Source organism: Arcicella gelida, from assembly GCF_034931025.1.
GTDB classification, from domain to species: Bacteria; Bacteroidota; Bacteroidia; order Cytophagales; family Spirosomataceae; genus Arcicella; species Arcicella gelida.
The window spans coordinates 304,953-319,202 of sequence record NZ_JAYGIL010000004.1 but is presented as its reverse complement, the minus strand read 5'-3'; the positions used below and the strand labels follow the sequence as shown (position 1 = coordinate 319,202).

Here is a 14,250-nt window from a genome sequence, read left to right as displayed (position 1 = left end):
TTTTGATGATTTACATCCTGAATGTTAAACGATGATGAATCGTTACGCCAAACTCTTTGATGGCTTTTCGGTGTTTGGGCGTTGGATAACCCGCATTGTGTTCCCAGCCATATTCAGGGAATGTTAGGGCTAATTCTTCCATTAAATCATCACGATACGTTTTGGCCAAAATAGAAGCTGCTGCAATGGATAAAAATTTTGAATCGCCTTTTACAATACAAGTATGCGGAATTAATGGATAATTAGGGAAACGATTGCCATCAATCAATAAATGTTCTGGTCGAATACTTAGTTTATCCGTAGCCAAGTGCATCGCTTTCATGCTGGCTTTTAGAATATTAATTTCATCTATTTCTTGATTAGAAACCTCAGCTATCTCCCAAGCGAGTGCATCTTGTAAAATATCTTTTCTAAGAATTTCTCTTTGATTTTTACTCAATTGCTTTGAATCATTCAACAAGGAATGCGTATAATACTTTGGTAAAATCACCGCTGAAGCAACAACTGGACCGGCCAAACACCCACGTCCAGCTTCGTCTAAACCTGCTTCAATAAGGTTTTCATTATAAAAACTTTTTAACATTTTTTGATTTAATATACTGCCAAAACCTATAATTCTTAATTCTGAATGTTCATTCTAGTCCAAATCAGTCAAAACACTATTGTTTTCTTCTGAAAAACAAGTATTTTTATCAATTAACAAATGTTAACATCAAGTAATATATTTCTAATTTTTAATTAGTTTTTGGCATGATTTATGTGACATTTCGAACGTTGAAACAACTATTAAACATACTTATAAAACCCAAATTCGGAAGTTATATAAGCTGAAATTTTGAATTATTTTTACAATGCCATTCTTAAATAACAACATGCTCAAACTCAAAAGAAATGTACTTTTATTCTTTTTGATTGTTATGTCAAATTGTTATTTGGCAGCCCAGAATGTTGATACTCCTCTCAATAATGCTGTCCGTTTTTATGAATTACAACAATATCCCAAAGCGATTCAGGCTTTTAATCAGCTTATAAAAAATGGCTATGCTACGCTTTCTGCCAAAAATAAGCTTTCAGTTTTGCTAAAACTCGCTTATAGTTATAAACAAAACAAAGATGAAGTAAACGCTGAACGCCTTTACAGACAAGCATTTAGCACTTTCCCGAAACTTATTAGTGACGATGCCAAGGCTTATGTAAATTTTGCTCAGGTTTTAGCCAACAATGGAAAATTCCAAGAAGCACAAGAATATTTGTCTTTATCGGAAAACATCCAAAGTACTAAAAGTCAATCTGGAAATACTCCACAAAATATGAGTAGCCCAACTTCGCAAAAATCGACTGCTACTTTTAATAATACCATTAATTATAAAATTGAATATCTGGATATTAATACTTCTGGACCAGAATTTAGCCCAATGTATTACAAAGATGGTATTGTTTTTTGTTCAGAGAAAGAATCTTCTACCAAATTAATAAATGATAAAGGTAGCTTACTTGATTTGTATTACCTTGACGATTTGAAGAAAGTACAACAAAGCCAAGAGCCGAATGCTGACAAAAGAAAACGTAAAAATACTACGAAGAACTCAAAAGCATTGGGAGACGATTATTATTCCAGACAGACTTCTAACGATACAAAAACACTCAATTACTTTAGTGGAGAAGAGGAAAAACAGAGTAATCAACCTGCCAATTCTGAAAGTTTCAGCAAAGCCCTCAATTCTAAATTCCATGAAGGACCAGCTACTTTCAACCATGATTTTTCTAAAATTATCTTTACTCGTAATAATTCTACAGGCAATAGAAAAGGACTCAGTGAAGATAATATCAGCAAATTGAAACTATATATTTCTGAAAACATTAATGGTAATTGGGAAGAAGCCATAGAATTGCCTTTCAATGATAACGAATATTCAACAGCACACCCTGCTTGGTCTAAAGATGAAAAAATACTTTACTTTGCTTCTGACCGACCAGGTGGTTTTGGAGGAATGGATATTTGGGCGGTGAGCTATAATAATGGGCAGTGGGCTGTACCGAAAAATCTAGGAAAAAATATTAATTCAAAAGGCTCTGAAGTATTTCCATTTGTGGATGAAAATGGGAATTTATACTTCTCATCAAACGGGCAAGGTGGCGAAGGCGATTTGGATATTTTCTTTGCTGAAATGAATGCAGGACAAAGTATTTCAAAGGCTTCGAATATAGGAAAACCTTTCAATTCTCCTTTTGATGATTTTGGAATTATAAGCGATGGTAATAGGCAAATAGGTTATTTTAGTTCTAACCGAAAATTGGGCGAAGATGATGATATTTATCGCTTTTCAGTTGAAAAGACAATCAGCGATTGTCGAGAAATGACAATTATTGTATTTGATACAAAAACTAAAAAAGCAATCAGCAATGCTGTCGTAGTGATTACTTCTGCTGATAACCATTTAGAAAGCAAGAAGACAGATGTCAATGGCAATATCACTTTTTGTACCACACAAGACACCGATTATTCTTTCAAAATTGAAAAGGAAGGCTTTGTCGTTAAAACAATTGGCTATTCTACCAAAGGAGAAATAGATAAAGAATCATCAACGTTAGAAATAAATTTAGTTAAACAAGAACCTGTTGAATTACAAATTTCTACGTCGAAAAATAGTACTTCAACCCCAAAAAACCTAAATCCTGCTAATCTCAAAAATAAATCCATGCTTACGGGTTTTGTGAAAAGTGAAATTGACCAGAAACCCATGGAAGGCGTTTTGGTTTCTTTCATCAATGTTTGTGATAATAGCATTCAGCAAATCACTACGGGTGCCGACGGTAGTTATACTTTTTACATGAATGAAGATTGCGATTATACCATCGAAGTTTCAAAAAGTGGTTATGGCAAAAATGTTAATAAAATCAAGAAAGTAAAAAAAGGCAATGCCAAAGTAATTTCACAGGATTTGAGTTTGTTTAAAGAAGGCGATTTAATCACGATGAATAAAATTTACTACGATTCGGGTAGTGCTACTTTACGGAAAGATGCCATGCGTGAATTAAATAAATTGACGATTACACTTCAAAAAACACCAACAATGGTGATAGAATTGGGTTCGCATACTGATAGTCGTGGCGATGCACAAGACAATTTGAATTTATCAACAAAAAGAGCCCAAGCTGCAGTTGACTATATAGTTAGTAAAGGAATCAGTCGCAATAGAATTTTAGCGAAAGGTTACGGCGAAAGCGAATTAGTGAATAGTTGTGCCGACGGCGTAAGTTGTACAGAAATTGAACACCAGCAAAACCGCAGAACAACGGTAAAAATCATTAAGATTAAGTAGTATAAACGCTTTCAACGCAATGTTAATTACCACTTTGTTTATTTATTTGTAAAGGCTCAGTTAAAACATGAGCCTTTTTAATTTTCTAATAAATTCTGAAAATTACTTGCTGAATAGCATTTATTCCCACTTTACTTCCACATAAATATCCGAATTACGTCCTTTGTCGTCGCTGCATGAAATTTTGATTTTGCCAGCTTCTGGTCTGAAAAATACCTCTGTATTCGGTGAAGCCTTTTGCAGTAATTTATCATTAATGTACCAATAAACCGTTTTTACTTCATTGCCAACCTGACAATTCAGCATCAGTTTTTGGTCTTCATTTTTAGCTAAAAAATACTCCGAACCATCTACAGGATACACAATTTGCGGAGCGTTGGTATTGAATACTCTTTCACATTTCGGATTATGCGGAGGTACTTTTTCGTAAAGAATATGTTTGCTTTCGAACCAACTCAATAATTCTGGAGCATAATTAGGGTAAAGTTTCTGCACCGTTCCACTTTCGGGCAAACAATGCGAACAGTAACTTATTTTTTCATCCGTACTTACATAAATATACTTGGCGTGTTGGCATTTCGTCATTTTAGACACACTTGGAATATAATAATCTACAATCTGATGCGTACAAAAATCATTCGGCACATCGCCACTTTCGGCACATACTTTTCGGTAAGCGATATTTTCGGGAGCTTTAAACCATTTGGAAGAAGAATTATAATCGACAGTATTGAAAATATCAAAAAGTAAAGGCGTAGCAATATTTGCTCCCGAAAGTTCGGGAACGCCTTCGCCAGAAAAATTCCCAACCCAAACGCCAATCGTGTAATTTGCATTATAACCTATACTCCAAGCGTCTTTTTTGCCAAACGAGGTACCCGTTTTCCAAGCAATTTTGGGCATTCTGTAAGTATAATCGTAATTATTGGGTAAATCTGGACGAGTAATTTGTGCCAAAATTTGGGTAATCAAATAACTGGATTCTTTAGAAATGATTTCATTTTTGATTCGTGATTTTGTATCAGTATTTAAAGTATAAGTAGCTTTCTGGAAATTTCCTTCTTGTGCAAAAGCCGAAAATAAATTTGTCAATTCTTCTAAAGTAACGCCACAACCGCCTAAAACCAATGAAAGTCCAAGCTTTGATGAATTCTTTTTGACCGTCTGGAAATCTGCTTTTTTGAGTTTATCCACTAAAACAGGCGTAGAAATTTCTTTTAAAATCTTTACGGCAGGAATATTCAGCGAATTCGCCAAAGCGTATTCTATCGTGATTTTCCCATGAAAAAGTTTATCAAAATTTTCAGGTTCAAAACCGCCAAAATTAGTCGGTACGTCGTTAATAGCGGTTTTGGGCGTAATAATTCCTTTGTCGAAAGCCGTTGCATAGAGTAATGGTTTCAGCGTACTTCCCGGCGAACGAATGGCACGAATACCATCTACTTGTCCGCCATCAATCGGATTATTAAAGTCTGCCGAACCTATATAAGCTTCTACTTGATGCGTTTTATTATTAATCACCATCACGGCAGCATTATGAATGTTCATGGAGTACAAACGACTGACATAGTTCTGCACAATGTTTTCAATCGTCAATTGTTTATGACGAACCAAAGCCGTTTTGATGATAGATTTTGTCGGATTTTCTTGTTTCAAACGCAAAGAAAGATGCGGAGCTAAATGCGGTGCTTCGTGGCGAACTACATTGAGCGGTTCGTGCATGGCATCTTCGATGTCTTGTGCATTGAATACTTTTTCTTCCTTGAAATTCTGTAACCAACGATTTCTTTCTTGTAAAATATAAGGATTATTCACGCCCAAACGTAAGCTTGAAGGTCGGTTGGGAATAATGGTCAAAGCTGTTACTTCTGCTAAACTCAACACATTAGGCGACTTCTGGAAGTACAGAATTGAAGCCGATTTTAAGCCTTCGATATTTGAACCATAAGGCACAAGATTGATATAAAACTGTAAGATTTCGTCTTTTGAATAATGTAATTCTAATTGTATCGCCCGAAAAATTTCGATGAATTTATTGAAGTAAGTTCTTTTCTGAGGATTCAGCAAACGGACTACTTGCATCGTAATCGTACTTGCTCCAGATGTTCTTCTACCTGTAAAAATATTTCTTACTCCTGCCCGCATCATGGCAAAAGGATTTACGCCAAAATGCCAACGAAACCAGCGGTCTTCTTTGAAAACGATAGCTTTTTCGAGGGTTGGCGTAATTTCATTTAGCTCGGTTTCCATCCGCCATTTGTCGGTTTTGTTCAAAAAAGCGTGTAGCAATTTTCCTTCTGAATCGGTAATGAGTGTAGAATAATTGGGGTTGATTCTGAACGGGAAAATCAAATCTAACAAAACAAAAAGAATAAAAAGGCTGGCTATTCCTTTAAAGTATTTGTTTTTGATGATTGCTTGAAAGGCTTTGATGAGTTTTTGCTTGAACATTGTAGCGAAAAGAGATTTTTGTAAAGATATGAATTCGGTTTTTACTTCGGCAACAATTTTAGGCTTTTCAATTTCATCCTCAATTTTTACAAAATGAATGCCTACTTTTACCACATAACCAAATAAAAATAGCGAGGTTTGGGGCTTTGAATATCTTTGTTGGGACTTTAGATTTTAGAGACAAGAAGCAAGAGACAAGATTTTAGACCTGGAGACTTTAGGACTGGAGGACTTTAGGAATTTTAGATTTTAGAGACAAGATGCAGGATGCAAGACACAAGAATTTAACTTTTTGAGTTTATAATTAAAATTATAAATATAAGAAATAAAAAAAGCTCAAAGCTCACGGCTCATAGCTTACAGCCTAAAGCATACAGCTTACAGCAATTCAAACTAAACCCTCAAAAACAATGCAAAGATTAACCGTAGCGGGACGATTATTGATTACCGCCATTATCGTAGGAGCAATTTACTATGGTTTTACTAAATTCGGAGGACAAGAAGCACTCCAAAAATTAGCTCCAGCAACAACAGCTTCTGTAAGTAATACTTCTGATTCTAATGAATCCTCTTCTTCGGAAGAAAGTTCTTCAGCAACTGTTGAAGGAGAAAAAAAGAGTTTTGATTATACTCCTCCTGGTCCAATCGCAGGGAAACTGAAAGGAGTAGTTGAATTAGGTGCAAGTGGTTTCAATTCATTTATTATCAGAATTGATGCTGACAAACGTTGGAAGCTTGAAAAAGCAGAATTCGGAAACAGCTTGGTGATTGAAAACATGGCAAGTGATGACGACATCAGAGCGGGCTTGAAAAAATACATCGGTGGAATGTTGGATTATGGTGTAAGTGGAAAAGATATTCACTTTGTAGTGAGTTCTGGAGCTGTAAAAGCTGAAGGCACACAGAAAATTATTAAAGTATTGAAATCTTTAAAATACTTTGTGAATACCGTAACACCAGAACAAGAAGGAATTTTAGGTTTGAAATGTGTACAACCTGCCGAATATGCTGATAATTCATTTGTAGCAGATATTGGTTCTGGAAATACTAAAATCTCTTGGAAAGAAAATGGCAAATTAACTTCCGTAGAATCGTATGGTGCGAAGTATTTTCAGAATGGTGTAAGTGATGAAACTGTAAGCAAAGAAGTTAGCGAAAAGTCTAAAAAAATTCCGGAAGCCAATCGCAAAACTTGTTTTATCATCGGTGGTGTACCTTTTGAATTAGCCAAGAAAGTAAGAAAAGACAAAGAACGTTATACTGTTTTGGATGCACCTTCTGCTTATCAATTAGATAATGCTAAATCGAAAGCAGGCTTGAATATTTACAAAGCCATTGCAGAATCAACAAGTTGCGAACAATTTGTGTTTGACTGGGACGCAAACTTTACCATTGGTTTTCTACTTGATTTACCTTAAAAAAAATTTTTTTAATTGCTAAAAAGGATTGGTTCTTTAGAATCAGTCCTTTTTTTGTGCTAGATATTGCTATTTTTACATTGAATAGCATAAAAAAAATGCTAATAAAGTTGATAGTATTTATAAATTCATGATATTTATGATTCTTGATTAGCATAATTTATCATTCAATGCTAGTTAGGCTTGGTTTTTGAAAGAAGCTTTGTACAAAACAATAATTATTATTAAACATCGTTATAAGATTCGTATTGTTACCACCATTATGAAGCAGTTAATATATATATTTATTTTATCGTCTAGCTTTCAGTCATTATTAGCTCAGGTTCAACCAATTCCTTTGGCTAGTACTAAAGAAGCTCCCAAAAAAGAACTTGCAGTTGATAGTCAAGATGTGAAGTATATCCCACTTTTTGGTAGCAAAAAGACCGTGGATGAACAGATTTTGAAATCTAAAGAATTCTTTGCTCAATGTGAACAAAACTTCAAAGATCGTGCTGAAGCAAGTAAGTTTTTTGCTGAAAGAGGTTGGGAGTATTTAAGTGAGGGTCTATTGGATACGGCTACTTACCGATTCAACCTTAGTTTTTTACTCGACCAGAATAATGTTGAAGCTTATTGGGGATTAGGTTCGATAAGTTATCAAAGAAAAAATTACGAAGAGTCAGCTAAATTATTGAGAAAAGGATTGGCTTTAGCACCTGAAAATCCAACCTTAATGATTGACGTTGCTACAGTGCAATTGGCTTGTTTTAAAGAACAAAAAAAATGTGATGATATCGACGACGCTTTAATGTTGTTGGAGAAATCATTAAAAATTGATTCAACCAATGCAAATGGTTGGTTAAAATATGCCATCGCCGAGTTTCAATTAGAACATTTTGACAAAGCTTGGGAATATTTTCATAAGTGTAGAATACTAGATATTACTTTTCTAGATATGAATTTCCTTCAAGAATTAATCGCTAAAAAAGAAGATCCATTAGGAGTTTTCAAATAAACAAAGACATTTTAAACGCCTGTTTCTAGCATTAGAGACAGGCGTTTTTGTTTTATATTTTCTATCGAAATTTGTTCTTTCATCAAGATATTTTTAAATTATGGTTAATATCTCCAAACTCCTAAATAACCATGACAGAACAAGAATATATCGAACAAAGACTAGATGAGCAAATGAATTTCTTTGCTCAGAAAAGTAAGATTAATAAAACTAACTATGTTAGAACCAAGGTGTTAATAATAGTTCTTTCAGCGTCTTTACCTTTGGCAACAAAGTATAGTGACGTGCCTTCATTTCCTGCAATAATAAGTTTTATAGGTGTATTAATCGCTATTTTAAGTGGCTTAGACGCACTTTTTAATTATCATGAAAGTTGGGTAAATTACCGAAAAGTACGAGAGGTACTCAAAAGAGAAAAATTCTTGTATTTAACAAAATCAGGCCCATATCAAGGAAATCCTCCTTTTCAGCAATTCGTAACGAATATTGAAGCCATTATGTCAACAGAAAATGCGGAATGGTTTAATTTGAATAATCATCAACAGCAAAATTCACATCAAGTTAATCCTGATGTTAAAGAAGGAGAAGAGAAGTAAAAAGTTATGGTAAGATTTTTTTCTCAATCAATTTACTAGGTCTGAGTACAGGTTTGATTTTACTAGAATCAAATTCCTTTGGCGAATATTTTGAACTGATAGGTGCTAAACTTTTTGTATCATATTCATCATATTTCTTTGAAGTATTCGCTTTTTGAAGTTCCTTCTTTACTTGTGTTCTTAGGGTTGTATTTTTTATTTTAGCTAAAATTGCGATGGCAGAATCATAGCTAGATTTTTGGGAGGTGGGCTTTTTATTATCGCTATCTACTTCTGTCTTTTTGATACTTTTATCAATCACATCATGAGCAATGGTAGTTAGAGCGGTATCTAGCTGACTTTGTACTTTCGTTTTAGCTTGTTCTGTTATTAAATAAGCCGATTTGAGTTTTAAACTTAAATCGTCAGCTTCTCTTTTTAGATAATAAGCATAAAAGGCAACGATAAAAGCAATGATAAAACCAACAAAAGCAATGATTGAGCGTACTTCTGCTCGGCGTTTCAACACTAAAAACTGTGCTGCTTGTTCGTTGGCTCTATCTTTTTCATCTTGAGCTTTCTGGGCTAATTCTTTTGCATTTTCGGCTTCTTCCCATACTCGTATTTGTTCATCTCTTTCTTCACGGAGTTTTGCTGCTTTACTAATTGGGTCAACCAAAGTATCGTGTCCTAATTCATACATCAAGCGTCTTTGAGAATCTTGTTCTACTTTCAATAAAGATGCTTCTCGTAAAATATCTAAAATTTGTTGGGCAATTTTTCTGTCAGGAATATGTAATTGTTCTACTAAAACCACAAACATCAAATAATGGTGTTCAAAAGGGATTCTTTGTCCATTCTGAACCAATACTTCTTCAACCAAACGATAAGCAGCTTCACGGAAGGGTGCATCAATTTTGGTTTCAATAGTATCTTTATAATAATTATCAAAAACGGTTTCGATGTCTCCTTTTATTTGTCCGTCTTGGTCAATATCAATTTGTTCGAAAGTCAGTACAAATTTTTCATCGCCTTGTATCCAAGCAGGAACAAATTTATCTTCTACTTGCCAACAGATGATTTGTAGCGTAGAAGTTTCAATACGTCCATTTCTATCTTGTAATTCACTGACTAGCTGTTCGGCGAGTTCTTGTTTTATTTCAAAAGTTGGGGTTTTAAATGTTCCTGCTGGTTCATCTGGCAAAGTAGCAGGTTTTACAACGGCAGCTAAAGCACCTTCTTTATCCAAACCTTTTAATTCGTAACAGTCTTTTAGAATGGCTGGATGAAAATCTTTAAGTTCTTCTAATTGGGCTAACCTATCCGAACGAATGGCAAACACTACTTTGATTTCTGGTTTTTGATAGAAATTAAGCCTGAATTCTTCTGATATTCCTTCTTGGTCTAATAAATCTTCTTGATTTCTAAAAAAGGCTGGTACGGTTGTGTACAAAACATCTGCCAATTGTTGCTTAAACTCAAAAATAAGTTCTTGAGGATAAGTAAATAGTTCTTCGAATTGGTCAAAAAAGAAAATTATCTCGTTGGCTTCGTGGCTAATCTGATAATTTTTGAGTGTATGCCAAAAGGAATTATCTGTTTCAAAGTATTTTTCTAAAATCAATGAAGACTCTTCTGTTGATTTTTCTTTGATGATGGCATTAATTCTTTCGATGGGTGTTGACCTATCCGAACCAGAAACATAAGGACCAAATTTTACTTCGAAGAAATGTACTTGTTTATTTTTTTCTGCCAATAAAGGAATAATCCCAGCATTGATTAATGAGCTTTTACCATAGCCACTTTTACCAAAGAGTACTACGCTTTGGTGTAAAAAAATGTACTTATAGAATTCGGCAATGTCGGTATCTCTTCCAAAGAAAATATCTTTTTCGTCTGTTCTAAATGGTTTAGGACCAGGATAACGATTTTTACTGACTGTCATGCTCTTTCAGATTTAATCAATGTAACTAAACGTTTTACTTCTTCATAAATACTTTGATAAGCCTCATCTTGGTCTTTAAAGCTTATAATTGAATTATTATCTCTGGGAATTACTTGTCGAGATGCCAGAAAAGGGAAGTCTTTCCAAGCACAAGATTTAAGCAAAACTGGTAAAACGTGTTTTTGTTGATTGATAGCGTTTGCTACTTCTTGTTCGATACAGTATTTAGAATTCAGGAAATTTCTACTTACCAAACAAATCATTAATTCAGCATCTTTCAATTCGGTCGTAATAGCTTTTCCCCATTCTTGTCCAGCCACAATTTGTCGGTCTTCCCAAATTTCTATTTCTTTCGATTGGTTAATCAAAGGCGATAAAGTAATGAGTAACTCTTTCTTGAATTCTTCATCTACATGGGCATAAGAAAGAAAAATCCTTACAGGAGTATTTTTAGGTTTATTAACCGAAATAGGAGTGCTAATCGGTTGAACAACTATTTTGGGCGAAGTATCTTCTTTAGGTTTTGTCGCATCATGACAATTACAAGTCAATTTATCCAAGAAAGCTGAAGGTGTATAATCCATCATTTCTAAAGATAAACGATTCATAATAAAGGTGCGTGAAGCTTCGGGAATGTGGGCATCTATCGCCAAAACATTTTTATCAGAAGCCAAGAGTTTCAATAATAAGTGCATATACCATTTATTAAAATTGACTCCTAGAAAAATAAAACGTTCGGCACTTTTTAAGGCAATTTGTAATTCTTGAGGCAAACGATTGTCTCCTAGAATACTAAAAATATATTCGAACAAGTCATCATAAGTAAAAACTAATGATTCTGATTGACTCAATGAACCTAAGATATTATAAACCGTTGGCGAATCGGGACTGAGCGGAGGGAGTGCTTCTTTTTCAGAGGTTTTATTTTTATGATAATATCGAACGGGCGTCTGTAAAATGCGAGAGAAAGTAGCTTCTTCGGGAATTAGAGAAAGTATTAATTGCGAAGGCAATTTTTTTAATAACGTTGCAATCGCATCAAGTTTAGTTTGATTCTGTTCAATTACCCTTTGCATCGCCTTGGCAATGTGGCGAATACCGTCATTTTTTTCGGCTTTAGCTCTAACAGGATTGCTGATTTTTATTTGGAATAATTGCTCTTCTACAAAAGATTGACTGATATATTTATTATCAATTAATTCATTGGAAACTGCTTCAAAGAAACTAGCATAGCCATCATACTCGATAATGTCTGGCCCAACAATGACAATACATTTCTGATTTTGAATGTCTTCAATAATTAAGTCCCAATCTTCAAAAACGAGCGAATCATCCATAAAATTTATGAGTTAAGCATCTGATAATAAATTTGATAGAAATATACCAAAACTCGAAACGACATCAAAAGAAATCATCTTATTCTTATTAAGCGGTATTTAGTGGAGTGTATTGAGATAGATTAATTAGTTTATCTCCGTAACTGGTTTCTTAACCATTCCACAAAAAAGAAGTATCGGTCGGGAGATAAGCCTTGGTACGAAGATAAATTAGGCTTGATTGTTTTGCGGTTTTCTTCGTTTTTGTATAGAGAATTGCGTGAAAAAGATAGGAAATTCCATCTCAGAGATAGGATTTCCTATCTTTTTCACGCAAAAAACCGCAAAAAATACTCATCAACCTATCTCGGTGATAGCTCGTCTTATGAAAAAGATGGGTTTCTTTATCTTGGAGATGAGTTGTTGGTTCTTTTAGATGGGATTGCGTGTAAAAAAGATGGATTGCTTTTTTGCTCTTGCAATTTTGGTCGAGTTGGAAACTCGACCTACTGTTGATTTCCCTCAAAAGTTGTCAAAACCAAAACTTAGCAATTCAACAACCACCCCGTAATACTCAATCTCTCTCTAAAAGTTTCGCTTACTTCATGGTCGAGTTTATCGCTTTCAAAACAGACTAATCTTCCTGCTAAAGGAGCGATACTAATTGTTTTTTCAATATTATTTTCTTGGGTATAAATCAATAAGTTACCACCGTTTTCGGCTTGCCAATGATTGTTTAAATAATAAATTACGGAAAGTATTCTACCTTTTTGAGCTTGGAAAGTATCTCGGTGACGACGGTAAAATTTACCAATGTCATATTTGGCAAAGTGTATTTCTGCATCAACGATACCCAAATAACAGGTTTGATTGAGATAATTAATAAATGCTTGATTTTTATCCAAAAGTATTCTTTCGGCAATGTTTGTTGTGTTAGTTTCCAACCAAAGTATTTTATCGCCTCTGATTTCTTTGGCTTGATGTACTTCACTTTGCTTGCCGATGCCCGCTTCTTTAAAATTACCATCATCAAACCTTTCGGTAAATCTTGCATTTAGCATTGCTACTTCTTCCGTACTCAAAAAATCATCACAAACGCCGTAGCCATTGGCAACAATGCCTGCAATGAGGCCTTCAAACTTTTCTTCCTGACTTTGCATCACCACAAAAAAACCCTTGTAAATCTTGCGGATTTACAAGGGTTTTTGGGGTTTTCGTAAAGGTAATGAAAGTTGAACGAATAAGTTCTGGCGTGAAACTATAATTTCTTATCCCAAGTCATTTTTAAGGGGCGTACTGTATAACCTTCATCTTTTAATGAATTAATTATGCCATTATTACCACCTAGATGAGCAACATCTACAACAAAAAAACTTGGTTTTTCTTCCATAATCGAAGGCATAATACCTAACCATATTTTGATTCTTTCGCTTACAATAGAATCTTCAAAATTGTTCATACTAGGGTATTTATTTGAAATCTCTTTAATTTCATCAATATCCATTTTATAATATGAATCAATCAGTTGGTTATCATCTGTATTAGGAAAAGTTTTGTTGAGTTTATCTTTTCTAATCATTTGAAGTAGAACATCAGCATATTTTTGATAGTGTCTTTTTATCATAAAAAAGTCTCGCTCAGGAATACTATCCAGTTTAGGTACTTGATTGACATTTAATGGCAAATAATATGACTCTTTATATAGTTTAGTAATCTTATAGTGGTAGAATGTTTTCTTTTTACAGTTTCCTTTTTTCCCTTTTTGAATGGCTTTAAACATCAAATCCATTGGAGAAAATCTTTTTTCCTTCTCAATATTAATTTTATATTCTCCCTCAAAATATTCAGATACCTCTTTGTAGTCTTCTTCAGAATACAAGTCATTTAAAGAATAACCATAAAGCATTTTCTTAGACCCTTTGTGTTTGAATGTCTGCATAATAAGGCTAAGGTTTAGGTCAAAGAATACCCTGTTAGTAACTTTGGTTATATTTTCTATTTCTATGTCCCACTTGAGATTTTGTTTACACATTTCATGAACACTACCAAAAATATAGGAAGGTTTTTCTAAACCATTACCTTCTACTATCCATAAAACAGACTGAGCGGAGGAGTTTGTTGAGTAAAAAAGTAGCAAAATAAAAGCCAGGTGTTTGTAAATTAATTTCATCGTTTAATTATTGGGATTATGGTATAAATAATGCAAGTCAGTGACGACTTGCATT

10 protein-coding genes are annotated in these 14,250 nt (G+C 34.1%); 4 read left to right on the top strand and 6 right to left on the bottom strand.

What is annotated here, in order from left to right:
- Positions 1–10: 10 nt before the first annotated feature.
- Positions 11–583, bottom strand: a complete 573-nt coding sequence (locus VB776_RS05020) for a ribonuclease HII (RefSeq protein WP_323326622.1) — start codon at positions 581–583, stop codon at positions 11–13.
- A gap of 289 nt (positions 584–872) precedes the next feature.
- Here VB776_RS05020 and VB776_RS05015 point away from each other — a divergent pair, with 289 nt between their 5' ends.
- On the top strand, positions 873–3,323 hold the full coding sequence (locus VB776_RS05015) for an OmpA family protein (protein ID WP_323326620.1): 2,451 nt from the start codon (positions 873–875) through the stop codon (positions 3,321–3,323).
- Between the two features lie 120 nt (positions 3,324–3,443).
- Here VB776_RS05015 and pbpC read toward each other — a convergent pair whose 3' ends face one another.
- On the bottom strand, positions 3,444–5,774 hold the full coding sequence (gene pbpC / locus VB776_RS05010) for a penicillin-binding protein 1C (protein ID WP_407653792.1): 2,331 nt from the start codon (positions 5,772–5,774) through the stop codon (positions 3,444–3,446).
- Between the two features lie 410 nt (positions 5,775–6,184).
- On the opposite strand from pbpC, the gene VB776_RS05005 reads away from it, so the two are divergent.
- The 3 genes from VB776_RS05005 (at position 6,185) to VB776_RS04995 (ending at position 8,785) form a co-directional block, all read left to right on the top strand.
- Positions 6,185–7,192 carry a hypothetical protein gene (locus VB776_RS05005; protein ID WP_323326616.1) on the top strand — a complete coding sequence of 336 codons (1,008 nt, stop codon included), beginning with the start codon at positions 6,185–6,187 and terminating at the stop codon, positions 7,190–7,192.
- A 262-nt stretch (positions 7,193–7,454) separates the two neighbouring features.
- On the top strand, positions 7,455–8,189 hold the full coding sequence (locus VB776_RS05000) for a tetratricopeptide repeat protein (RefSeq protein ID WP_323326614.1): 735 nt from the start codon (positions 7,455–7,457) through the stop codon (positions 8,187–8,189).
- Positions 8,190–8,320: 131 nt separating this feature from the next.
- Complete coding sequence (locus VB776_RS04995) at positions 8,321–8,785, top strand: DUF4231 domain-containing protein (RefSeq protein ID WP_323326612.1); 465 nt, start codon at positions 8,321–8,323, stop codon at positions 8,783–8,785.
- A gap of 4 nt (positions 8,786–8,789) precedes the next feature.
- Here the strand turns inward: VB776_RS04995 and VB776_RS04990 are convergent, their stop codons facing one another.
- The 4 genes from VB776_RS04990 to VB776_RS04975 form a co-directional block, all read right to left on the bottom strand.
- Positions 8,790–10,709, bottom strand: coding sequence for an nSTAND1 domain-containing NTPase (locus tag VB776_RS04990; RefSeq protein WP_323326610.1), 1,920 nt, complete (start codon positions 10,707–10,709; stop codon positions 8,790–8,792).
- Positions 10,706–12,046, bottom strand: a complete 1,341-nt coding sequence (locus tag VB776_RS04985) for a toll/interleukin-1 receptor domain-containing protein (RefSeq protein WP_323326608.1) — start codon at positions 12,044–12,046, stop codon at positions 10,706–10,708. The genes VB776_RS04990 and VB776_RS04985 overlap by 4 nt, the downstream gene beginning before the upstream one ends.
- Before the next feature lie 524 nt (positions 12,047–12,570).
- Positions 12,571–13,185, bottom strand: a complete 615-nt coding sequence (locus tag VB776_RS04980; protein ID WP_323326690.1) for a 2OG-Fe(II) oxygenase — start codon at positions 13,183–13,185, stop codon at positions 12,571–12,573.
- Positions 13,186–13,283: 98 nt separating this feature from the next.
- The gene (locus VB776_RS04975) at positions 13,284–14,195 is read right to left on the bottom strand and encodes a TraB/GumN family protein (RefSeq protein WP_323326606.1); all 912 of its coding nucleotides are present in this window, start codon (positions 14,193–14,195) and stop codon (positions 13,284–13,286) included.
- Positions 14,196–14,250: the final 55 nt, after the last annotated feature.

What these genes read in the sequence shown, in the direction of transcription:
- VB776_RS04990 (WP_323326610.1), bottom strand. Translation starts at nt 10,709, where the DNA reads ATGACAGTCAGTAAAAATCGTTATCCTGGTCCTAAACCATTTAGAACA.
- VB776_RS05015 (WP_323326620.1), top strand. Translation starts at nt 873, where the DNA reads ATGCTCAAACTCAAAAGAAATGTACTTTTATTCTTTTTGATTGTTATG.
- VB776_RS04980 (WP_323326690.1), bottom strand. Translation starts at nt 13,185, where the DNA reads ATGCAAAGTCAGGAAGAAAAGTTTGAAGGCCTCATTGCAGGCATTGTT.
- pbpC (WP_407653792.1), bottom strand. Translation starts at nt 5,774, where the DNA reads ATGTTCAAGCAAAAACTCATCAAAGCCTTTCAAGCAATCATCAAAAAC.
- VB776_RS04985 (WP_323326608.1), bottom strand. Translation starts at nt 12,046, where the DNA reads ATGGATGATTCGCTCGTTTTTGAAGATTGGGACTTAATTATTGAAGAC.
- VB776_RS05000 (WP_323326614.1), top strand. Translation starts at nt 7,455, where the DNA reads ATGAAGCAGTTAATATATATATTTATTTTATCGTCTAGCTTTCAGTCA.
- VB776_RS05020 (WP_323326622.1), bottom strand. Translation starts at nt 583, where the DNA reads ATGTTAAAAAGTTTTTATAATGAAAACCTTATTGAAGCAGGTTTAGAC.
- VB776_RS05005 (WP_323326616.1), top strand. Translation starts at nt 6,185, where the DNA reads ATGCAAAGATTAACCGTAGCGGGACGATTATTGATTACCGCCATTATC.
- VB776_RS04975 (WP_323326606.1), bottom strand. Translation starts at nt 14,195, where the DNA reads ATGAAATTAATTTACAAACACCTGGCTTTTATTTTGCTACTTTTTTAC.
- VB776_RS04995 (WP_323326612.1), top strand. Translation starts at nt 8,321, where the DNA reads ATGACAGAACAAGAATATATCGAACAAAGACTAGATGAGCAAATGAAT.